Source organism: Rhizobacter sp. P2_H3 (assembly GCF_056403355.1).
The window spans coordinates 1-22,286 of record NZ_JBFUFQ010000058.1; the positions used below are offsets into that span (position 1 = coordinate 1).

At 68.5% G+C, this 22,286-nt stretch carries 18 protein-coding genes and 1 tRNA gene; 12 read left to right on the top strand and 7 right to left on the bottom strand.

Annotated features, from left to right (window positions below):
• Together AC1D1T_RS13445 and AC1D1T_RS13450 are read right to left on the bottom strand one after the other, a co-directional pair.
• Positions 1 to 1,005, bottom strand: a 1,005-nt coding sequence (locus AC1D1T_RS13445; protein WP_477991979.1) for a winged helix-turn-helix domain-containing protein, incomplete at its 3' end; no start/stop codon positions are given.
• A gap of 13 nt (positions 1,006 to 1,018) precedes the next feature.
• On the bottom strand, positions 1,019 to 2,542 hold the full coding sequence (locus AC1D1T_RS13450; protein ID WP_477991980.1) for a fumarate hydratase: 1,524 nt from the start codon (positions 2,540 to 2,542) through the stop codon (positions 1,019 to 1,021).
• A gap of 101 nt (positions 2,543 to 2,643) precedes the next feature.
• Between AC1D1T_RS13450 and nhaA the strand changes: the two genes are divergently transcribed.
• Positions 2,644 to 3,819 (top strand): Na+/H+ antiporter NhaA, encoded by a 1,176-nt coding sequence (gene nhaA / locus AC1D1T_RS13455; RefSeq protein ID WP_477991981.1) that lies wholly within the window; start codon positions 2,644 to 2,646, stop codon positions 3,817 to 3,819.
• Here nhaA and AC1D1T_RS13460 read toward each other — a convergent pair.
• Positions 3,813 to 4,415: a YqhA family protein gene (locus AC1D1T_RS13460; protein ID WP_047504352.1), complete on the bottom strand. Its 603-nt coding sequence runs from the start codon at positions 4,413 to 4,415 to the stop codon at positions 3,813 to 3,815. The genes nhaA and AC1D1T_RS13460 overlap by 7 nt on opposite strands.
• Before the next feature lie 153 nt (positions 4,416 to 4,568).
• Between AC1D1T_RS13460 and acs the strand changes: the two genes are divergently transcribed.
• Positions 4,569 to 6,539 (top strand): acetate--CoA ligase, encoded by a 1,971-nt coding sequence (acs, locus tag AC1D1T_RS13465; RefSeq protein ID WP_477991982.1) that lies wholly within the window; start codon positions 4,569 to 4,571, stop codon positions 6,537 to 6,539.
• A gap of 123 nt (positions 6,540 to 6,662) precedes the next feature.
• Here the strand turns inward: acs and AC1D1T_RS13470 are convergent, their stop codons facing one another.
• Complete coding sequence (locus AC1D1T_RS13470; RefSeq protein ID WP_047504343.1) at positions 6,663 to 6,971, bottom strand: c-type cytochrome; 309 nt, start codon at positions 6,969 to 6,971, stop codon at positions 6,663 to 6,665.
• Positions 6,972 to 7,074: 103 nt separating this feature from the next.
• On the opposite strand from AC1D1T_RS13470, the gene AC1D1T_RS13475 reads away from it, so the two are divergent.
• Complete coding sequence (locus AC1D1T_RS13475) at positions 7,075 to 7,332, top strand: TIGR04438 family Trp-rich protein (RefSeq protein WP_465111905.1); 258 nt, start codon at positions 7,075 to 7,077, stop codon at positions 7,330 to 7,332.
• 102 nt (positions 7,333 to 7,434) lie between these two features.
• Here the strand turns inward: AC1D1T_RS13475 and ilvD are convergent, their stop codons facing one another.
• Entirely contained in the window at positions 7,435 to 9,123 is a 1,689-nt protein-coding gene (gene ilvD / locus AC1D1T_RS13480) for a dihydroxy-acid dehydratase (protein WP_477827683.1), read from the bottom strand.
• Between the two features lie 101 nt (positions 9,124 to 9,224).
• Between ilvD and AC1D1T_RS13485 the strand changes: the two genes are divergently transcribed.
• The 9 genes from AC1D1T_RS13485 (at position 9,225) to ligA (ending at position 20,297) form a co-directional block, all read left to right on the top strand.
• The gene (locus AC1D1T_RS13485) at positions 9,225 to 10,154 is read left to right on the top strand and encodes a LysR family transcriptional regulator (RefSeq protein WP_477840577.1); all 930 of its coding nucleotides are present in this window, start codon (positions 9,225 to 9,227) and stop codon (positions 10,152 to 10,154) included.
• Between the two features lie 49 nt (positions 10,155 to 10,203).
• The gene (gene lgt / locus AC1D1T_RS13490; protein ID WP_477827614.1) at positions 10,204 to 11,022 is read left to right on the top strand and encodes a prolipoprotein diacylglyceryl transferase; all 819 of its coding nucleotides are present in this window, start codon (positions 10,204 to 10,206) and stop codon (positions 11,020 to 11,022) included.
• Complete coding sequence (dnaQ, locus tag AC1D1T_RS13495) at positions 11,019 to 11,723, top strand: DNA polymerase III subunit epsilon (RefSeq protein ID WP_047504777.1); 705 nt, start codon at positions 11,019 to 11,021, stop codon at positions 11,721 to 11,723. Before lgt ends, dnaQ begins: the two co-directional genes overlap by 4 nt.
• A 62-nt stretch (positions 11,724 to 11,785) precedes the next feature.
• Positions 11,786 to 11,860 (top strand) — tRNA-Val (locus tag AC1D1T_RS13500).
• A 119-nt stretch (positions 11,861 to 11,979) separates the two neighbouring features.
• Positions 11,980 to 12,618: a hypothetical protein gene (locus tag AC1D1T_RS13505; protein WP_477840579.1), complete on the top strand. Its 639-nt coding sequence runs from the start codon at positions 11,980 to 11,982 to the stop codon at positions 12,616 to 12,618.
• A 417-nt stretch (positions 12,619 to 13,035) separates the two neighbouring features.
• On the top strand, positions 13,036 to 15,147 hold the full coding sequence (locus AC1D1T_RS13510) for a right-handed parallel beta-helix repeat-containing protein (protein ID WP_477840581.1): 2,112 nt from the start codon (positions 13,036 to 13,038) through the stop codon (positions 15,145 to 15,147).
• 130 nt (positions 15,148 to 15,277) lie between these two features.
• The gene (locus AC1D1T_RS13515) at positions 15,278 to 17,431 is read left to right on the top strand and encodes an Ig-like domain-containing protein (protein ID WP_477991983.1); all 2,154 of its coding nucleotides are present in this window, start codon (positions 15,278 to 15,280) and stop codon (positions 17,429 to 17,431) included.
• A 176-nt stretch (positions 17,432 to 17,607) separates the two neighbouring features.
• The gene (locus AC1D1T_RS13520; protein WP_477826697.1) at positions 17,608 to 18,159 is read left to right on the top strand and encodes an InlB B-repeat-containing protein; all 552 of its coding nucleotides are present in this window, start codon (positions 17,608 to 17,610) and stop codon (positions 18,157 to 18,159) included.
• Between the two features lie 29 nt (positions 18,160 to 18,188).
• On the top strand, positions 18,189 to 20,297 hold the full coding sequence (gene ligA, locus AC1D1T_RS13525; protein WP_477839752.1) for an NAD-dependent DNA ligase LigA: 2,109 nt from the start codon (positions 18,189 to 18,191) through the stop codon (positions 20,295 to 20,297).
• Positions 20,298 to 20,611: 314 nt separating this feature from the next.
• On the opposite strand, the gene AC1D1T_RS13530 is transcribed toward ligA, so the two are convergent.
• Together AC1D1T_RS13530 and AC1D1T_RS13535 are read right to left on the bottom strand one after the other, a co-directional pair.
• Positions 20,612 to 21,361: a metal ABC transporter permease gene (locus AC1D1T_RS13530; RefSeq protein ID WP_477839754.1), complete on the bottom strand. Its 750-nt coding sequence runs from the start codon at positions 21,359 to 21,361 to the stop codon at positions 20,612 to 20,614.
• Complete coding sequence (locus AC1D1T_RS13535; protein ID WP_465111915.1) at positions 21,358 to 22,278, bottom strand: metal ABC transporter substrate-binding protein; 921 nt, start codon at positions 22,276 to 22,278, stop codon at positions 21,358 to 21,360. Before AC1D1T_RS13535 ends, AC1D1T_RS13530 begins: the two co-directional genes overlap by 4 nt.
• Positions 22,279 to 22,286 lie beyond the last annotated feature (8 nt).

Sequence of the window (22,286 nt, forward strand, 5' to 3'; positions counted from 1 at the left end):
GTCTTCGAGGAAATCGCGGAACAGGTCGTGCAGGCGCAGTGTCAGCTGCGGCCCGTCGAGCACGGTGACGAACAGGCCGCGGCGCTCGATGTCGTCCAGCCAGCCGGCGGCCTGCGGGTCACCGGTCAGCGCGCTGCAGCGCCCGGCCTCCAGCTCGGCGAGCACCGAGGTCTGCAGCAGGAAGCGGCGCAGCCCGTCCGGCATGTCGGCCAGCACCTCGCTCGCGAGGTAGTCGAACAGGTGGCGCTGGCCGAGTGCCGCCGGCGTGCGCTTGCCGGCGAGCGTGGCCGCATCGAGGCTCAGCCGGATGCCCGCCGGCCAGCCCTGCAGGCGCTCGACCAGCGATTGCACGAACTCGGCACCGGCACCACGCCGGGCCGCGAGCGCGCGCACCTCGTCGTCGGCGAAGCCCAGGTCGGCCTGGCGCAGCTCGAGCAGCTCGCCCTGCGCGCGCAGCCGGGCCAGCGACAGCGGCGGATCGGTGCGGCTCGCGAGCAGCACGGTCCACGGGGCCGGCAGCTGCTCCAGCAGCAGGTCGAGCAGCTCGAAGATGCGCGCATCGGCGATGCGGTGCGCATCGTCCAGCACGATCAGGCCATGCCCTGGCCCTGGACCTTGCCGCAGGTCGGCGCCGCCCAGCGCGCTCAGCAGCTCGTCGGCGATGCGGCGCAGCCCGCGGGGCTGCTGCCCGAGCGTGGTCAGCGCCTGCGGCGAGATGCGCCACGGCAGGTCGTGCGGTTCCAGCGCGGCGACCAGGCAGGCGATGAAGCGCGCCAGGTCGTCGTCATCGTCGGCGGCGATCCACGCGACCGCGGTGTCATGCCGCGAAGCCAGCAACTGCCCCAGCAGCGCCGTCTTGCCGAAGCCGGCCGGCGCGCACAGCAGCATCAGCCGCGCCTGGCCGATGGCGGAAACAAGGCGCCCTTCGAGCTGGGGCCGGTCCAGGTGCTCGCCGCGCGGCCGCGGCGCCTGGATCTTCGTCAGCGCGAAGGGCAGGGCCTGCACGTCAGCCCATGGATCAGGAAACGGCGACGGGGATCTTGCCGATCTTCGCCTGCCACTCCTTCGGGCCGGTCGTGTGCACCGAGGTGCCTTCGGAATCGACCGCCACCGTCACCGGCATGTCGTTGATCTCGAACTCGTAGATGGCTTCCATGCCGAGATCGGCAAAACCCACCACCTCGGCCTTGCGGATCGCCTTCGAGACCAGGTAGGCCGCGCCGCCCACCGCCATCAGGTAGGCCGATTTGTGCTTCTTGATCGCCTCGATGCCGGTCGGGCCGCGCTCGGCCTTGCCGATCATGCCGATCAGGCCGGTCTGCGCGAGCATCATCTCGGTGAACTTGTCCATGCGGGTCGCGGTGGTCGGGCCGGCCGGGCCCATCACCTCGTCGCGCACCGGATCGACCGGGCCGACGTAGTAGATGACGCGGTTCGTGAAGTCGACCGGCAGCTTCTCGCCCTTCGCCAGCATGTCTTGAATGCGCTTGTGCGCGGCATCGCGGCCGGTCAGCATCTTGCCGTTCAGCAGCAGCGTCTCGCCCGGCTTCCAGCTCGCCACTTCCTCGCGCGTCAGCGTGTCGAGGTTGACGCGGCGGCTCTTGTTGTAGTCGGGCGCCCACTTCACGTCGGGCCACAGGTCGAGGCTGGGCGCCTCGAGGAAGGCCGGGCCGGAGCCGTCCAGCACGAAGTGCGCATGGCGCGTGGCGGCGCAGTTCGGGATCATCGCGACCGGCTTGCTGGCCGCGTGCGTCGGGTAGGTGGCGATCTTCACGTCGAGCACCGTGGTCAGCCCGCCCAGGCCCTGCGCGCCGATGCCCAGCGCATTGATCTTGTCGCACAGCTCGATGCGAAGTTCCTCGAGCTTGTTCTGCGGGCCGCGCGCCTTCAGCTCGTACATGTCGATGTCCTGCATCAGCGACTCTTTCGCGAGCAGCATCGCCTTCTCGGCCGTGCCGCCGATGCCGATGCCCAGCATGCCCGGCGGGCACCAGCCGGCGCCCATCGTCGGCACCGTCTTCAGCACCCAGTCGACCAGGCTGTCGCTCGGGTTCATCATCACGAACTTGCTCTTGTTCTCGCTGCCGCCGCCCTTGGCCGCGATCTGGATGTCGACCGTGTTGCCCGGCACCAGGCTCATGTGGATCACCGCCGGCGTGTTGTCCTTGGTGTTCTTGCGCTCGAAGTGCGGGTCGGCCACGATGCTCGCGCGYAGCTTGTTCTCGGGGTCGAGGTAGCCGCGGCGCACACCTTCGTTGACGGCGTCTTCCACGCCGGCCGGGAAGCCCTCGAAGCGCACGTCCATGCCGATCTTCATGAAGACGTTGACGATGCCGGTGTCCTGGCAGATCGGGCGGCGCCCTTCGGCGCACATCTTCGAGTTGGTCAGGATCTGCGCGATGGCATCCTTGGCGGCCGGGCCCTGCTCGGATTCGTACGCCCGCGCCAGGTGCGCGACGTAGTCGGCCGGGTGGTAGTAGCTGATGTATTGGAGGGCGGCGGCGACGCTGTCAACCAGGTCGGTGTAGCGGATCGAGGTCATGTGGCTATCCCGGAAAGTGGGCGGAACTGCTGAACTGCGGAACAATCCCCGGCGAGTGGGCTTGGCTTGAAGCCCCGAATTTTACTGACAGGGGAGAACTCATGCTGAATGGCATCCGGCGCTTCATCGCGTCCGAATCGGCGGGCGGCGTCGTGCTGGCGCTGGCCGCCGTGATCGCGCTGGTGGTCAGCAACTCGCCGTGGCATGGGGCCTACCAGCGTTTCGTCGAGCTGCCGGGCGAGTTGCGCATCGGCGGCGACCTGCTGGTGCTGGCCAAGCCGCTGCTGCTGTGGGTCAACGACCTGTGGATGGCGGTGTTCTTCTTCCTCGTCGGCCTCGAGATCAAGCGCGAGATGCTGGCCGGCGAGCTGGCATCGGCCCGGCAGGCGCTGCTGCCGGCCGGCGCGGCGATCGGCGGCATGGCGGTGCCGGCGCTGATCTACGMGGGGATCAACCTGGGCGATCCGGTCGCGCTGCACGGCTGGGCGATCCCCGCGGCGACCGACATCGCGTTCGCGCTCGGCATCCTGATGCTGCTCGGCTCGCGCGTGCCGGCCTCGCTGAAGGTATTCCTGACGGCGGTGGCCATCATCGACGACCTGGGCGCGATCGTCGTGATCGCGTTCTTCTACACCGCCGACGTGTCGCTCGCGATGCTGGGTGCGGCGCTGGCCGGCGGCGTCGTGCTGTTCCTGCTGAACCGAGCCCGGGTGATGAGCGTCGGGCCGTACGTCGTCGTCGGGCTGGTGATCTGGGTGTGCGTGCTGAAGTCGGGCGTGCATGCGACGCTGGCCGGCGTGGCGACGGCGCTGGCGATCCCGCTGCGGGGCGGGGAAGAAGGCCATTCGCCGCTCGAGACCACCGAGCACGCGCTGCACCCGTGGGTCGCGTTCGCGGTGCTGCCGATGTTCGCGTTCGCGAATGCCGGCGTGTCGCTGCAGGGCGTCACGCTCGGCACGCTCGCGCAGACGGTGCCGCTGGGCATCGCCGCCGGGCTGGTGCTGGGCAAGGCGATCGGCGTGTTCGGCGCGTCGTGGCTGCTGATCCGGCTGGCCGGGGCCGAGCTGCCGGCCGGTGCGAGCACGCGGCAGTTCTTCGGCGTCTGCGTGCTGTGCGGCGTCGGCTTCACGATGAGCCTGTTCATCGGCGCGCTGGCCTTCGAGGGCCGCGGCGGCGACTACGAGACGCAGGTCAAGCTCGGCGTGCTGTGCGGTTCGCTGATTGCCGGCATCGCCGGCACCTTGCTGCTGCTGGGCAGTGCGCGCCGGCCTCAGTGATTCGAGGAGGTCTGGGGCAGCAGCCGGTCGGTGATCGCGATCGCCATTGCCGACAGCAGGAACGCGCAGTGGATCACCGTCTGCGCGATCAGCACCCGGTCGCTCAGCGCATCGGCGTTGATGAAGGTCTTCAGCAGGTGGATCGACGAGATGCCGATGATGGCGGTCGCAAGCTTCACCTTCAGCACCGAGGCGTTGACGTGGCTCAGCCACTCCGGCTGGTCGGGGTGGCCTTCGAGGTTCATGCGCGACACGAAGGTCTCGTAGCCGCCGACGATCACCATGATCAGCAGGTTGGAGATCATCACCACGTCGATCAGCCCGAGCACCACCAGCATGATGGTCGTCTCGGTCAGCTTGGTGCCCTTGGCGGCATCGCCGCTGACGCCGACCGCCGTGAACACCGCCTGCAGCGCCGTCTGGCTGCCGAAGGCCGCTTCGACCAGGTGCACCAGCTCGACCCAGAAGTGGAACACGTAGACCGCCTGCGCGACGATCAGCCCGAGGTACAGCGGCAGCTGCAGCCAACGGCTCATGAAGATGAGGTTGGGCAAGGGGCGCAGCTTGGTGTTGCTGTGGTCGGGGATCTGGGCCATGGGGTGTGCAGGGATAGTCCGGTTGCCTGAAATTGTAGTGGGCGCACCATCGGTGAAGACCCCGGGCGCCTGCGTCAGTCGTTCGTAAGAGCAGCTGTCTATGGTGCGAGCAGAATTTGCAAACCGCTGCGCAAACCGCTGAAGGAGACAAGCATGAGTTCGAGCGAGCACAAGGTCTACGCACCCCCCCCAGCATTGGCCAAGGCCGCCCATGTGTCCGGCATGGCCGCCTACGACAAGCTGTGCGCGGAGGCCGAGGCCGACTATGAAGGCTACTGGGCCCGCCTCGCGCGCGAGGTGGTGACCTGGAAGACGCCGTTCACGAAGACGCTCGACAGCAGCCAGGCGCCGTTCTTCAAGTGGTTCGAGGACGGCACGCTGAACGTCTCGTACAACTGCCTGGACAAGCAGGTCGAGGCCGGCCTCGGCGACAAGACCGCGATCATCTTCGAGGCCGATGACGGCCAGGTGACGCGCGTCAGCTACCGCGACCTGCTCGCGAAGACCTGCCGCATGGCCAACGCGCTGAAGTCGCAGGGCGTGAAGAAGGGCGACCGCGTCGTCATCTACATGTCGATGTCGGTCGAGGGCGTGGTCGCGATGCAGGCCTGCGCGCGCATCGGTGCGACCCACTCGGTGGTGTTCGGCGGCTTCTCGGCGCAGAGCCTGCGCGACCGCATCGAGGATGCCGGCGCGGTGATGGTGATCACCGCCGACGAGCAGTTGCGCGGCGGCAAGCAGCTGCCGCTGAAGGCGATCGTCGACGAGGCGATCGCGCTCGGCGGCTGCGACAGCGTCAAGAGCGTCATCGTCTACCAGCGCACCGGCGGCAAGATCGCGTTCGATGCTGCGCGCGACCGCTGGATGCACGAGCTGACGGCCGCGCAGCCGGTCACCTGCGAGCCGGAATGGGTCGGCGCCGAACACCCGCTGTTCCTGCTGTACACCTCCGGCTCCACCGGCAAGCCCAAGGGCGTGCAGCACTCGACCGGCGGCTACCTGCTGCATGCGGCGCTGACGACGAAGTGGACCTTCGACCTGAAGCCCGACGACATCTTCTGGTGCACCGCCGACATCGGCTGGGTTACCGGCCACACCTACATCGCCTACGGGCCGCTCGCGCTGGGCGGTACCGAGATCGTGTTCGAGGGCGTGCCCACGTACCCCGACGCCGGCCGCTTCTGGCGCATGATCCAGGACCACAAGGTCAGCGTGTTCTACACCGCGCCGACCGCGATCCGCTCGCTGATCAAGGCAGCCGAGAGCAATGCAGCCGTGCATCCGCGCAACTACGAGCTGGGTTCGCTGCGCATCCTCGGCTCGGTCGGCGAGCCGATCAACCCTGCTGCCTGGGAGTGGTACCACGAGCACATCGGCGGCGGCCGCTGCCCGATCGTCGACACCTTCTGGCAGACCGAGACCGGCGGCCACATGATCACGCCGCTGCCGGGCGCGACGCCGCTTGTGCCGGGCTCGTGCACGCTGCCGTTCCCCGGCATCATCGCCGCCGTCGTCGACGAGACCGGCAAGGACGTGCCGAACGGGCAGGGCGGCATCCTGGTCGTCAAGAAGCCGTGGCCGTCGATGATCCGCACCATCTACGGCGACCCGGAGCGCTTCAAGAAGAGCTACTACCCGGCCGACTTCCAGGGCCGCTACTACCTGGCCGGCGACGGTGCGATCCGCGACGAGAAGACCGGCTACTTCACGATCACCGGCCGCATCGACGACGTGCTGAACGTCAGCGGCCACCGCATGGGCACGATGGAGATCGAATCGGCGCTGGTGGGCTTCACCGACCTGGTGGCCGAAGCGGCGGTGGTCGGCCGCCCGGACGACACGACCGGCGAGGCGATCTGCGCGTTCGTCGTGCTGAAGCGCCCGCGTCCGAGCGGTGACGAAGCCAAGGCCATCGCGAAGCAGCTGCGCGACTGGGTCGGCAAGGAGATCGGCCCGATCGCGAAGCCGAAGGACATCCGCTTCGGCGACAACCTGCCGAAGACGCGCTCCGGCAAGATCATGCGCAGGCTGCTGCGCTCGGTGGCCAAGGGCGAGGCGGTGACGCAGGACACCAGCACGCTCGAAAATCCGGCGATCCTCGAGCAACTCGGCCAAGCCTACTGATCGGAAAAGACGAAGGCCCCGCAGGGGCCTTCTTCATCCAGCGGCCTCCGTGGAGCCGGCTTTGCCGGGCCACTGGAGGCGCCCCCTTGAGGGGGAGGGCGCGTCAGCGCCTTCGGGGGTGGGTCACTTCAAGCTCAGGATCCAGGTCACCAACTGCTTGGCCTCGGCGTCGGACACCTGCGTGTTCGCGGGCATCGGGACCGCGCCCCACACGCCGGCGCCGCCCTTGATCACCTTCGCCGACAGCTTGTCGACGGCGTCCTTCTGGCCGGCGTACTTCGCGGCGACCTCCTTGTAGGCCGGGCCGACCAGCTTCTTGTCGACGGCGTGGCAGGCCATGCAATTCTTCTTCTGCGCCAGCTCCGGGTTGGCGAAAGCCGGTGCGGCTGCCAGGGCGGAGAGGGCAACGATCAGCGAGAGCAGCGACTTCATGATTTCCTTCCGAAGGGGTGGGATACTGGAAACTCAACGAATTCTACGTGGCATGGTTGACCGTTGCCTCACGTAGGACAAGTCAAAAGATCGAGGGAAGCTCATGTATTTCGTCGTTTTGGGGGTGCTGCTGCTGGTGATGAAACTGGCCGAAGTGGGCCCGGCAGCCGAGTGGGGGTGGATCGCGATCCTGTGGCCCTTCGGCGCGGCCATTGCCTGGTGGATGTTTGCCGATGCGACCGGCTACACCAAGCGCAAGGAGATCGAGAAGATGGACGAGCGCGTCGCCAAGCGCCGCGAAGAAAGTCTCGCGAAGCTCGGCATGGACAAGCGCGGTCGCCGCAAGAAGCGGAAGGTGTGAGCCCCCCAGTCGCTGCGCTCCTGCCCCCAAGGGGCGCCACCCAGCGGCCCGGCAAAGCCGGTTCCGCGGGCGTTGCTTGATCGGTTGATCCTTTGCGCTGGCTTAATCCAGCTTGTCGAGCACCGCGCCCTGGCTGGCGCTGGCGGCATTCTTGAAGAACTTCGCCATCACGCCGCGCGTGTAGCGCGGCTTCGGCGGCGTCCAGGCGGCGCGGCGCTGCGCCAGCACCTCGTCGCTGACGTTCAACTGCAGCGTCAGCGTGTGGGCATCGATCGTGATCGAGTCGCCTTCATGCACCAGCGCGATGGTGCCGCCGGCGTAGGCCTCGGGCGCGACGTGCCCCACCACCATGCCCCAGGTGCCGCCGGAGAAGCGGCCGTCGGTGATCAGGCCGACCGATTCGCCCAGGCCCTGGCCGATCAGCGCGCCGGTCGGTGCCAGCATCTCGGGCATGCCCGGTCCGCCCTTCGGGCCAAGGTAGCGCAGCACCATCACGTCGCCGGCGACGATCTTGCGCGCCATGATCGCGGCCAGCGCCGACTGCTCGTCGTCGAACACCCGCGCCGGCCCGGTGATCACCGGGTTCTTCAGGCCGGTGATCTTCGCGACGCAGCCCTCGGGCGACAGGTTGCCCTTCAGGATCGCGAGGTGGCCCTCGGCGTACATCGGGTTGTCGATGGTGCGGATCACGTCCTGGTCGGCGCGCGGCACGTCGGGCACGTCGGCCAGGTTCTCGGCCACCGTCTTGCCGGTGATCGTCATGCAGTCGCCGTGCAGCAGCCCGGCCTTCAGCAGCACCTTCATCACCTGCGGGATGCCGCCGGCACGGTGCAGGTCGACCGCCAGGTACCTGCCCGAGGGCTTCAGGTCGCACAGCACCGGCACCTTGCGGCGCACGCGCTCGAAGTCGTCGATCGTCCAGTCGACGCCGGCCGCATGCGCGATCGCGAGGAAGTGCAGCACCGCATTCGTCGAGCCGCCGGTGGCCATGATCACCGCCACCGCGTTCTCGATCGATTTCTTCGTGACGATGTCGCGCGGCTTCAGGTCGGCCTTCACCGCCTCGACCAGCACGCGCGCCGCCGCCTTCGCGGTGTTGGCGGTCTCGTCGTGCGGGTTGGCCATCGTGCTGCTGAAGGGCAGGGCCATGCCCAGCGCCTCGAACGACGAGCTCATCGTGTTGGCGGTGTACATGCCGCCGCACGAGCCGCTGCCGGGGATCGCGCGGCGCTCGATCTCGCAGAAGTCTTCCTCGCTCATGTTGCCGGCGCTGAACTGGCCGACCGCCTCGAACACGCTGACGATGTTCAGGTCCTGGCCCTTGTAGCGCCCCGGCAGGATGGTGCCGCCGTAGACGTAGATCGCCGGCACGTTGGCGCGCAGCATGCCCATCATGCCGCCGGGCATGTTCTTGTCGCAGCCGCCGACCACCAGCACGCCGTCCATCCACTGGCCGCCGACGCAGGTCTCGATGCAGTCGGCGATCACCTCGCGCGACACCAGGCTGTACTTCATGCCCTCGGTGCCCATCGCCATGCCGTCGCTGATGGTCGGCGTGCCGAAGATCTGCGCGTTGCCGCCGGCCTCCTCGATGCCGGCCACCGCGGCGTCGGCCAGCTTCTGCAGGCCGGAGTTGCACGGCGTGATCGTCGAATGGCCGTTGGCCACGCCGATCATCGGCTTCTTGAAGTCGCCTTCCTGGTAGCCGAGCGCGTAGTACATCGAACGGTTCGGCGCGCGTGCGACGCCTTCGGTGATGTTCTTCGAACGGCGGTTGACGGGGCTGCTCATCGGGGTGTCTCCTGGCGGAATGCTCGGGGGGAGCGTGAGTATCGATCGCGTGCAGAATGTCGTCCAATATATCCAGCGTGGTGGATTGATATGTCTTGTGTATGAGTGACGAGCTGCGCATCGAGCTGCGCGCCTGGCGGCAGTTCCTGGTGCTGGCCGAGACGCTGCACTTCGGCCGCGCGGCGCAGCAGCTGAACATGACGCAGCCGCCGCTGACGCTCGCGATCCGGCAGATCGAGGCCCGGCTCGGCACGGCGCTGTTCGACCGCACGCGGCGCCGCGTCGCGTTGACGCCGGCCGGCGAGGCGCTGGTGTCGCCGGTGCGCCAGCTGCTGCAGCAGGCGGCCGCCCTGGGGGCGGTGGCCAGCGGCGCGGGCAGCGGGGCGGTCGGGCGGCTGCGGCTCGGCTTCGTCTCGACGGTGGGCTTCGGGCTGCTGCCGGGCTGGCTGCGCGATTTCCGGCTGGCCGAGCCGGGCATCCACGTCGTGCTGCGCGAAGCCACCACCGACGTGCAGCTCGCAGCACTCGCCCAGGGCGAGGCCGACGCCGGCTTCGTGCTGCACGCGCCCGGCATGCTGCCGGCGCCGGCGCTCGAGCACCTGTCGCTCGGCACCGAGCCGCTGGTGCTGGCGCTGCCGGCCGCCTCGCCGCTGGCGGGCGCGCGGCGGCTGTCGCTGCCGGCCTTGCTGGCGCAGCCGCTGATCATCTTCCCGCGGACGATCGCGCCGTCGATCCACGACGCGGTGTTCGCGTTCTACCACCGGCACGGCGCGACGCCGGTGATCGGGCAGGAGGCGATCCAGATGCAGACCATCGTCAACCTGGTGTCGGCCGGGCTCGGCCTCGCCTGGGTGCCCGAATCGGTGACCCAGCTGCGGCGCGATGGTGTCAGCTACCGRCAGCTGCCGCCGTCGCTGGCGGCGTCGGGCGGCGCGGCGCCACGCTCCGAGACCAGCCTGGTGTGGCCGCGCGATGCCGGGCCGGTGGTCGAGCGCTTCGTTCGCTTCGTGCGCACCTCGCTGGCGACCTGAGCTGGGGTATCGTTCGCCTGCTTCCGCATTGCCCTGGCCCTCCACACCCATGCTCGTTCACCCGAAAATCGATCCCGTCGCGCTGCAGATCGGCCCGCTGGCCATCCACTGGTACGGCATCACCTACCTGGTCGCCTTCGGGCTGTTCCTGTGGCTCGCGTCGATCCGCGTGCGGCAGACGCAGTTCGCGCAGGCCGGCTGGACGCGCCGCGATGTCGAGGACCTGCTGTTCTACGGCGTGCTGGGCGTCGTGATCGGCGGCCGGCTCGGCTACGTGCTGTTCTACAAGCCCGGCCACTACGCCGGCCATCCACTCGAGATCTTCGCGGTCTGGAAGGGCGGCATGGCCTTCCACGGCGGGCTGCTGGGCGTGATCGCGGCGATGGGCGTGTTCGCCTGGCTGCGCAAGCGGCCGTTCTGGCAGGTCACCGACCTGATCGCGCCGTGCGTGCCGACCGGGCTCGCGTCCGGGCGCATCGGCAACTTCATCAACGGCGAACTGTGGGGCCGCGTCACGTCGCCGGACCTGCCGTGGGGCATGGTGTTCTCAGGCGCAGGCGACGAGCCGCGGCACCCGTCGCAGCTGTACCAGTTCGGCATGGAAGGCCTGCTGCTGTTCGGCTTCCTGTGGTGGTTCTCGCGCAAGCCGCGGCCGATGGGCCAGGTGTCGGGCGCGTTCCTGATCGGCTACGGGCTGTGCCGTTTCACCGCGGAGTTCTTCCGCGAACCCGACGCGTTCCTCGGCTACCTCGCGCTCGGCATGAGCATGGGCCAGTGGCTGTGCGTGCCGATGATCCTCGCGGGCATCGTGCTGTGCGCCTGGTCGGCGCGGCGCGGCTTTCCGGCCGGCGAGAAGGTGGCGGCATGAGGCAGGTCTTCTTCGACACCGAGACCACCGGCCTGAGCCCGGAGTCGGGCGACCGCATCATCGAGATCGGCTGCGTCGAGATGGTGAACCGGCGCCTGACCGGCAACAACAAGCACTTCTACGTCAACCCGCAGCGCTCGAGCCATGAAGATGCGGTGAAGATCCACGGGCTGACCGACGAGTTCCTGGCCGACAAGCCGCTGTTCGCCGCGATCGCCGACGAGCTGATGGATTTCCTGGCGGGCGCCGAGATCGTCATCCACAACGCCGGCTTCGACGTCGGCTTCATGAATGCCGAGCTGCGCCGGCTCGGCCGCCGGCCGTTCGCGGAGTGCGTGGCGGGCGTCAGCGACAGCCTGCTGATGGCGCGCGAGATGTTCCCCGGCAAGTCGAATTCGCTCGATGCGCTGTGCAAGCGGCTGGAGGTCGACAACTCCAACCGCTCGCTGCACGGCGCGCTGCTCGATGCCGGCCTGCTGGCCGAGGTCTACATCAACATGACGCGCGGGCAGAACTCGCTGGTGATCGATGCGGGCGGCACGTCGTCGCACGACATCGTCGTCGCGGCGATCGACTTCAGCGTCTTCGACCTGCCGGTCATCGTCGCGAACGACGAAGAGCTGGCGGCACACGCGAAGCAGCTCGCCGATCTCGACAAGGCCTCCGGCGGCAAGACGGGGTGGCGCCAGCTTGTGGCATAATCCAGGGCTTCGCGACAAGGCAGCCATGTTGAAAACGCGAAGCCGGTGATCGCAAGACACTCGGGCGGTTAACTCAGCGGTAGAGTGCCACCTTCACACGGTGGAAGTCGCAGGTTCGAACCCTGCACCGCCCACCAGTCCGATCATCCGTGGCAAGAGACAGGCAGCAAGAACGAAGCAGCACGACGGTGCTGCTTTTTTTTGCCCATCGCGCCGCGGCAAGAGCCGCCATTCGCCGCAGATATAGTCAGACGGCATGTCCCGCAAACACCATTCCCTGACCCGCGCACTGGCCGCGTCGTGCGCCGCGCTCGCGTGCACCACCGTGCAAGCCGGCCCGCCGGAAGGCGACCTGTTCGGCTACAAGCTCGGTGCGCCGTACACCATCAGCGAGCTGACCCAGCAGCGCACACGCGTCTCGCCGATGGTCGAGATGATGATCGACAAGCCCGACAAGGCGCCCGACTTCAAGGCCATCGAGCTGCTCGCGACGCCGAAGAGCCTGACGCTGATCAGCGTGCACGGCGTCGCCGATTTCCCCGACGAGACCCAGGCGCGCGCCTTCGCGGCCCGCCAGTCGGCGCTGATCGCCGTCGCCTACGGCGACAAGTGCCCGAAGAGCCCGTCCTTCATGAACGACCTGCTGAAGCTGCTGTGCCCGGGCGGGCTGGAGCTGTCGGTGTCGTACTACCCGCCGGACGCCTCGCGGGCGCAGCACAAGGTGCACCTGGGTCTGCGGCTGGCACCGGACAGCGAGGCCGGGCGCCGCCTGAGCCGCCTGGCGCAGCAGGAATCGACCGCACCGTCGACCCCGCCGGCCCCCGATGTGGATTCGGCGCAACGCACCGACAAACCAAAAGCCGATACACCGGCCGCGAAGCAGTCGCCGCAATAGGCGCCCGAACGCCTCCTTTCTTCGCCGAGGCAGGCGTTCCAATCGCTCGGATTGGCAGGAAAACACCTTGCTATTTCCCGTGCGCAATCAATGACTTATCGACAGCCGATGGCCGTTTTGTAGCGAACGCCTACAAGTCTGTAACAAGACCTGAAACAGGTTGCACGTCGGATAAACCCTGATCCGCCCCATCGATTTTTCCGATGGATCGCCCGATCCCCCTCTACCACCCCCATGAACGAGGGGGTGCCGCCTCGCTTCCGGCACTTGCAAAAAGCCAAGACCTTGATCTGACCTCCCGTAACAGGCGACACCTCTGGTCGTTCAATGATTCGTCCCAGCCGTCGAAACAGGGATGCCCGATCGACGGGCGCAGGGATTGGCCCGGCGTTGAAGGTTGGCTAGAGGAGCTATTCGATGAGTTGGTTTCACAAGGTGTTGGGCGCGTTCTGCGTGACGGCCGTGCTGGCCGGATGCGGCGGGTCCTCGACGGATCAAGGGTCCGATGCGGCAGACGCCGCCGGCACGAGCGAATCGGCTGAAGCACTGCGCATTGCAGCCGCCGCCGGCACGCGCTACACGCTGACGGTGTCCGGCCAGGCCGGTGGCCTGATCGGCACCCAGCCCGCAGGCATCGTCTGCGGTGAAGGCAACACCCAGTGCACCGCGAGCTTCGCGGCCGGCACGCAGGTGATGATCGGCTCCCGCGCGAGCAGCGGCTACACCTTCAAGGGCTGGAGCGGCGGTTCGTGCTCCGGCACCGACTTCTGCTACGTCACGATGAGCCAGAACCGCACGGTGGTCGGCAGCTTCGTCTCGAACAGCACGCCCACGCCGACGCCGACCCCCACGCCGACGCCCACCCCCACCCCCACCCCCACCCCCACGCCCACCCCGACCCCCACGGTCACCTACCCGCTGGCGATCACCGTCACCGGCAGCGGCTCGCTCACCTCGAGCCCGGCCGGCGTGTCGTGCAGCGCGTCGTGCACCAGCGTCTTCTACTCGGGCACGCCGGTCACGCTGAAYCCGGCACCGGCTGCCGGCTACAGCTTCAGCGGCTGGAGCGGCGCCTGCTCGGGCACCGGCACCTGCACGGTGCAGATGAATGCGGCGGCTGCGGTCGGCGCCTCGTTCACCGCCACCTCCACCGGCGGCGGCTCGGGCGGCACCGGCGGCGGTACCGGCACGGCGCCGGGCACCGGCACCGGCAAGGCGTACTTCGTGGCGACCACCGGCAGCGACAGCAACGCCGGCACGCTCGCGGCCCCGTTCAAGACGATCAACAAGGCGGTCGGCCTGGCGGCTGCCGGCGACACCATCGACGTGCGTGCCGGCACCTACACCGAGAGCGTCGTGATCCGCCGTGCGGGCAGCGCCACGAAGTGGATCTCGCTGCGCGGCTACAACGGCGAGCGCCCGGTGATCAAGAGCACGAGCTCGGGCCCGACGGTCTACTTCTACAACTCCGCCTGCGATGAAGACGCGATCGGCGACGGCAGCGGCAACACCGACTGCTACCCGATGTACTGGGTGGTGCAGGGCCTGGAGATCCAGGGCAGCGCCGCCGGCGGCAGCGACGGCAACGCGATCAAGATCGACACGCCGAAGGTCAAGCTGGTGGGCAACCGCCTGTGCTGCAGCGTCGCCGACATCGTCAAGCTGGTGCGCACCTCCAACGACGTGGAAGTGCTGGACAACGAGATCTGGCAGGACGCTTCGAAGGTGCAGCCGGGCAGCAACGCCCAGGGCGTGGACATCGTCGGTGCGGACCGCGTCCGTGTCGCCGGCAACTACATCCACGACGTGCCGGACATCGGCGTCTATGCCAAGGGCAATGCACGCAACCCGATCTTCGAGAGCAACCGCCTCGTCAACATCGGCAACTCGGCCAACGGCCATGCGCTGATGCTGGGCCAGGAGACCGACGACTACCGCCTGGTCGACGGCCTGTACGAGACGTATGACGGCATCGTCCGCAACAACGTCGTGATCGGCTCCACCTGGGCCTGCCTCGCGACCTCGTCGTCGAGCAACGCCCGCTTCTACAACAACAGCTGCTACGACACCGGCAAGCTGATGCACGGCTCGATCTTCCTGTCCAACGAGTCGGAAGTCGGCCAGGCCGGCACCAACGTGTACTTCGGCAACAACATCATCTACGGTTCGTCGGCGAAGCCGGTGGTGAAGATCGGCTCCAACGCGCTGACCGACTACAAGACGCTGGTCTTCGACCACAACGTCTACTACTCGAGCAACGGTGCCCCGACCTTCACGTCCGACTCGTTCAGCAACGTCAACTTCGCGACCTGGCTGACCAAGTACAAGGCGCTGAGCGGGCGTGACGATACCGGCAGCAAGATGGCCGATCCGAAGTTCTCGACCACGACGGGCAGCACCCCGCTGACGCTGTCGACCGGCAGCCCGGCGATCGATGCCGGCGCGAGCCAGTCGCTGGCCCCGACCGACATCCGCGGCGTCTCGCGCGCCCAGGGTGCGGCCACCGACATCGGTGCCTACGAGTACTGATGCCTGACCTGGCGCCGGCGATCCTGCCGGCGCCTTCTTCGATCAACACATGCGGCCGATGCGGCCGCTCAGAGCCCAGCCCGGCGATCCACGCGATCGGGCCTGGACCGGGCTTGTCTGGAGCTAGTCAATGAACAGGGTGAACAAGGTGTTCGGTGCGATGTCGCTGGCGATGATGCTGGCGGCTTGCGGCGGCGGAAGCAGTGGCAACAACGCGACGAGCGCTGCCTCCGAAGTCGATCCCGAACTGGCAGCCGCCGGCGCCACCGAAAGTGCGCAGGCCGTCGGCGACAGCGCGTACTACACGGCGCGTCCGATCACGGTCACCGTGACCGGCCCCGGCATGGTGGGCAACATGGTGAGCGGCGTGCTCGGGCCGATGAACTGCGGCAACGGCGGCACGGTCTGCTCGGTGAAGTACACGAAGTACACCTCGGTGCTGCTGGGCGCGCTGCCCAACACCGGCATGGTGTTCCTCGGCTGGGGCGGCGCCTGCTCCGGCACGGCCAACACCTGCACGCTGAACAACAGCCAGTCCCGCGCGGTCACGGCCAAGTTCGGCCCGGCCGGCACGACGACCCCGCCGACGACACCCACCACCTACCGCCTGAACGTCAGCACCAGCGGCTCCGGCACGGTGACCTCGGGCGCCGGCGGCATCAACTGCGGCGCCGACTGCAGCGAAGACGTCACGCCGAACGCCGCGGTCACGCTGACCGCGACGCCGGCCGCCGGCTTCAAGCTGAGCGCCTGGGGCGGCGACTGCTCCGGCAGCGCCAGCACCTGCAGCATCACGATGAGCCAGGCGCGCGACGTGAGCGCGTCGTTCGTCGTCGCCGACACGACCGCGCCGACGGTGGCGAGCGCCACGCCCGGCGCCGGTGCCACCGACGTGGCCGTGACGACGCCGGTCAAGGTGACCTTCAGCAAGACGCTGGACTGCTCGACCGTCTCGGGCCAGACCTTCAAGGTCGGTTCGGTGTCGGRCACGATCGCGTGCAGCGGCAACACCGCCACGTTCACGCCGGTCGCGGCCCTGTCGACCGCCGCGCAGTACCCGGTGGCTTTGACCGCCGGCACGAGCGGCATCAAGGACACCGCCGGCAACGCGCTGGCCGGCACGACGAGCTGGAACTTCACGACGGCGGCTGCGGCCACGACCCCGCCCGTCACGCCTCCCACCACGCCCCCCGCGACCGGCGGTGCCTTCAGCTTCCTGGCCTACGGCGACAGCCGCTCGGGCAACGGCTGCGGCGGCAATGCCGTGCACATCGGCCTGGTGAACCGGATGGTCAATGAACCGGCCGCCTTCGTGTTCAACCTCGGCGACATGGTCACCGGCTACGACAAGTCCACCAACTGGGTGCAGCGCGGCGATTGCCCGAGCGACGCCTCGAAGGGCAGCTTCAAGGAAATCATCGCGCCGCTGCAGAACAAGACGCCGGCCGCCGGCCTGCAGACCTACTACTTCCCGGTGGTCGGCAACCATGACGACAACTACGGCGACGGCTGGTACCCGGACAAGTTCGGCAACGGCTACTGCGACGTGTTCGACCCGAAGAAGGTCGGCATCCCGAACCACACGCAGAACAAGGCCTACTTCAAGGACTGGACCACCTCGAGCGTCAAGCACTACACCGACGACCAGTTCTACCAGCTGGCCTGCGCGAAGACCCGCAGCGGCGTCTATCCGGACTACATGTACTACTCGTTCGACTACAAGGGCACGCATTTCGTGGTGCTGCGCCTGAACTCGGACTACTACGACGTGATGGAGTGCTCGAGCAACTGCACGGCCGCCAACGAAGGCAACTACGACGCGTACTACTACAAGCACCAGCTCGACTGGCTGCGCTACGACCTGGCGCAAGCCTCGGCCAACAGCGCGATCCAGAACACCATCGTGCTGATGCATGCGCCGCTGATCTCGTACTCCGACGGCCATGCGCCGAACGCCTCGTGGCCGACGCTGATCAAGGATTTCAGCAAGCACCCGAAGGTGAAGATGGTGATCTCGGGCCACAGCCACGTCTACGAGCGCTCGGTGCCGGTGTATGCCGATGCCGCGAGCCCGAACGGCGTGCGTGACGACGCGAAGGGCGCGGTCTACACCGTGACCGGCGGCGGCGGCTCGGCACTGGCCGGCTTCAACAACCTGGGCCCGCTGAACGCGAAGGCCACGGCGGCGTACCACTACATGCGCATCGACGTGGACGGCGGCAAGGTGAGCGTGAAGACGATCGGCCAGGACGGCGCGGTGCTCGACACCTTCTCGACGCGCTGATCCGCGGTATCCGACGAGGCCCGGCGGTGCGATGCACGGCCGGGCCTTCTTGCTTGTGGCAGCAATTCTCGAACCGGCCCGAGAGACGCTCAATGAAGCGGCGCCGGGGCCGAAAGAGGTCAGGTCACGCCGACCCCTTGCGATGGTGCAGGGCCGGACGTGGTTGGAGCAGGGACATGAAGAGTGTGAGCAAGATGGCCGGCGCGTGCATGCTGGCGGCGCTGCTGGCCGCATGCGGCGGTGGTGGTGGCGGTGGTGACGATGGAGCCGATGCGGCGGCGCCGGTCGCGCCCGTGTCGGTGCAGCCGCCGGTGGACGAGGCAGCGGCCCCGCCGCCGTCCCCGGTGACGGCAGAGGCCTCCGGCGGCGCCGAGCCGCTGACCGAGCTGGCCGAGAGCGTGGCCACCGACCCGTGGGTGCAGACCTGGGTCGACGCCGATCTGGACGCCTACTACCCGACGCGCCCGATCCGGGTCAGCGTCACCGGGCAGGGCACGGTCGGCAACGAGGTGCGCGGCACGGTGGGGCCGATGAACTGCGTGCAGGGCGGCAGCAGCTGCGGCGTCAGCTACACGAAGTACACGACGGTCGTGCTGACGGCGGTGCCGAAGGCCGGCCAGGTGTTCCGCGGCTGGAGCGGTGCCTGCATCGGCTCCGGCACGCGCAGCACCTGCGAGATCCGCAACTACATGCTGCACAACGTCGGCGCGACCTTCGCTCCGGCCTGAACCGCCATGCCGGCCTCTAAACTGGCGGCATGGCACCGACCTCCCCGACACCCGATCCCACCGGGCGCGCCGCCGAGCTGCGCACCCAGCTGAACCACCACGCCCACCTCTACTACGTGCTCGATGCGCCCGCGTTGCCGGATGCCGAGTACGACAAGCTCTTCCAGGAGCTGCAGGCCCTGGAGGCGGCGCACCCCGAGCTGCTGACGCCGGACTCGCCGACGCAGCGCGTCATCGGTGCCGTGCTGCCCGGGCTGACACCGGTGCATCACGTCGTGCCCATGCTGTCCATCACGACGGAGACGGACACGACCGAGGGCGGTGCCATCGCCTTCGACGCCCGCGTGCGCCGCGAGCTGGGGTTGAAGGAAGGTGACGCGCCCGTCGACTACAACGCCGAGCTGAAGTTCGACGGGCTCGCCATCAACCTGCGCTACGAGAACGGCGTGCTGGTCCAGGCGGCCACGCGCGGCGACGGCGAGACCGGCGAGGACGTCACGCACAACGTGCGCACCATCGGCCAGATTCCGTTGCGCCTGCAGGGCGACGCCCCGCAGGTGCTGGAGGTGCGTGGCGAGGTCTACATGCGCCGCGACGCCTTCGAGGCGCTGAACGAGCGCCAGCGCAGCAAGGGCGACAAGACCTTCGTGAACCCGCGAAACACCGCGGCCGGGGCGATCCGCCAGCTCGATTCGCGCCAGGCGCGCGACAAGCCGCTGAGCTTCTATGCCTATGGCCTGGGCGAGGTGCAGGGCTGGGCGCTGCCGGCGACGCAGTCGGGCCTGCTGGATGCGCTGGCGGCCTTCGGCCTGCCGGTCAATGACATGCGCACGGTGGCGAGCGGCACGGCCGGCCTCGTCGCCTTCCACCAGCGCGTGGCCGAGGCGCGCGACGGCCTGCCGTTCGACATCGACGGCGTCGTCTACAAGGTGAACTCGTGGGAGCAGCAGCAGAAGCTCGGCTTCAAGACCCGCGAACCTCGCTGGGCCGTGGCCCACAAATTCCCGGCCCAGGAGCAGGTGACGACCTTGCTGGCCATCGACGTGCAGGTGGGCCGCACCGGCAAGCTGACGCCGGTGGCGCGGCTGGAGCCGGTCTTCGTCGGCGGCACGACGGTCAGCAACGCGACGCTGCACAACGCCTTCGAGATGCGCCGCAAGGGCGTGCGCGTGGGCGACAAGGTCGTCATCCGCCGCGCTGGTGATGTCATCCCTGAAGTGGTCAGTCGAGTAACGGATGTTGCGATTGTTGGCCAGGCTCGCGCGGGGTTTGCGGCGGCGGATGTGGTGAGTCCGACTGCTCGCCATCCTTATGTACCGAACTTCCACATGCCGCGCGCCTGCCCGATCTGCAGGAGCGAAGTGGCCCGCGAGAAGGGCGGCATCGAATACCGCTGCACCGGCGGGCTCTTCTGCCCCGCCCAGCGCAAGCAGGCCCTGCTGCACTTCGCCGGCCGCCGCGCGATGGACATCGAAGGCCTGGGCGACAAGCTCGTCGAGCAGCTCGTCGATGCCGGCATCGTGCTGAGCCTGCCGGGCCTCTACAAACTGGGCGTCGCCAAGCTGGCCGCACTGGACCGCATGGCCGAGAAGAGCGCGCAGAACATCGTCGACGCGCTGGAGAAGAGCAAGGCGCCGACGCTCGCGCGCTTCCTGTTCTCGCTGGGCATCCGCCAGGTCGGCGAGACGACGGCCAAGGACCTGGCGCGCCACTTCGGCACGCTGGACAAGCTGATGAACGCCAGCGTCGAGCAATTGCTGGAGGTGCCCGATGTCGGCCCGATCGTCGCAGCCAGTGTCCACACCTTCTTTGCCCAGCCGCACAACCGCGAGGTCGTCGAGCAGCTGCTGGCGGCCGGCGTGCAGCCCAGGGAGAGTGTCGGCGAGGCCGACGACCGCCCGCGTCCGCTGCTGGGCAAGACGCTGGTGCTGACCGGCACGCTGCCCACGCTCTCCCGTGATGAGGCGCAGGCATTGATCGAGGATGCCGGCGGCAAGGTCAGCAGCTCGGTCTCGAAGAAGACGCACTACGTCGTCGCCGGCGAGGAGGCCGGCAGCAAGCTCGAGAAGGCGCGCACGTTGGGCGTCGAGGTGATCGACGAGGCGGCACTGCGCGCGCTGCTCGCGCAACCCGGGTGACAACCCGGGCTCAACCCCCACTTGTTCGCTTGTCACCTCCCAAAAGGCAGGGCGGTGGCAGAAGGCGGGTGCGGGGAGGCTGTGGAGCGCCAATAAGGGCGGGTCGCCGGAGCTGGCTGATTTCATGGCCCGCGTGCGCAGCACGCTTCGTGAACTGACTGTCGCCCACTGTCTGACCACAACGAACGAAGTGAGTGGAGGGAGTTTGGGCGACGGGCCATGAAATCAGTCAGCGCAGGGCAGTCCTCGCCCCGCGAGGGGCGAGGACCGACCCAACCGGCGCACCACAGCCTCCCCGCACCCGCCTTCCGCGCCTACGGTGCCGCGGCGTGCACGGCCATCGCGAGCAGCGCCAGGCACCACACGATCAACGCCCCGGCCGGCAGGTCGAACGCCGACGACAGCGCCAGCCCGATCGCATACCCGAGCACCCCGATGCCATAGGCCAGCGGCAGCCGCCGCGCCTCGCGGTGCTTGCGCGTGCCCAGGCTGGGCACGATCAGCGTCGCGAACACCAGGTAGACGCCGACCAGCTGCACCGAGACCGTGACCGCCAGCGCGAACAGCAGGTAGAAGCCCGCTCGCTCGACCAGCGCGCGCGCACCGAACCACAGCCCGAGGATCGCGAGCGTCGCCACCAGCGGGATCGCGAGCTGCGTGTAGCTGACCCACAGGATCTGCCCGGCCAGCAGGTCGCGCAGGTGCTCGCCGCCGTGCGGGTTCTTCGCGAGCAGCAGGATGCCGGCGGTCGCGGCCAGCACGAACAGCACGCCGATCTGCGCCTCCTGCACGTCGGGCCATTTCTTCTCGGTCCAGGTCAGCAGCAGCGCGCCGGCCAGCGCGGCCAGCGCCGCGGCCACCTGCACCTGCCAGCCGCCCGGGTCGATGTCGAGCAGGCCGGCGACGATCACGCCGAGTGCTGCGATCTGCGCGATCGCGAGGTCGATGAAGACGATGCCCTTGCGCAGCACCTGCGCACCCAGCGGCACGTGCGTCGCGACGACCAGCAGCCCGGCCGCGAGCGCCGGCGCGAGGATCGCGAAATCGATCGGTGCCACCGTCATTTGGTGTTGTCCATCTTTGCGCCTTCCAGCAACAACGCAACGCTGCTGTCGAACAATCCGAACAGGTCGCCCGCCTTGTCATTGCCGCCGACGGTGAACGGCAGCGCGACGGCCGGGATCTTCGCGTGCTCCGACAACCACTTCGATGCGCGCGGGTCCTCGTAGGCGGCCCGCACCACCATYTTCGCCGGCTGCTGCGCGAGCTGCGCGCTCAGCTCGGTGAGGTGGCCCGCGCTCGGCTCGACACCGGGCTTCGGCTCCAGCGTCCCGATCTCGCGCACGCCGAGCCAGCTCCACAGGTAGCCCATGTTCTTGTGGTGCGCGACCACCACCACGCCCTTCAGCGGCAACGCTCGCACCTCCCAGCGCTGCAGCGCCGCGGCCCAGCGGGTGTTGAAGTCCTGCAGGCGCTGCTGATAGGTGGCGGCGTTGGCGGCGTCGAGCTGCGCCAGGCGCGCACCGAGCGCCGCCGCCACCTTCGCGATGTTGCGCGGGTCCTGCTGGATGTGCGGGTTGCCCTGCGCGTGCACGTCGCCGTCGCCGCGGTCCAGCCGCGTCGGCACCTCCAGCGGCGTGACGAAGCGGCCGGCCTCGAACATCGCCGGCGCGCCGGGCGAGAGCTTCGCGTTGCCCGATTGCTGGATCAGCACCGGCAGCCAGCCGATCTCCAGCTCCATGCCGGTGCACACCAGCAGGTCGGCACCGCGCACGCGCGCGATCAGGCTGGGCCGGGCCTCGATGTGATGCGGGTCCTGCAGCGCGGTGGTGGCCGACGACACGTTGAGCTTGTCGCCGCCGAGTTCCTTCGCGAGGGCGGCCCATTCGGGCTCGCAGGCGACGACGTTCAGCGCGGCCTGCGCGTTCGCTGCGAGGCCGGCGAGCGCGGCGAGCAGCAGGGGTTTCAGGAAGGAAGTCATGCGGTGTC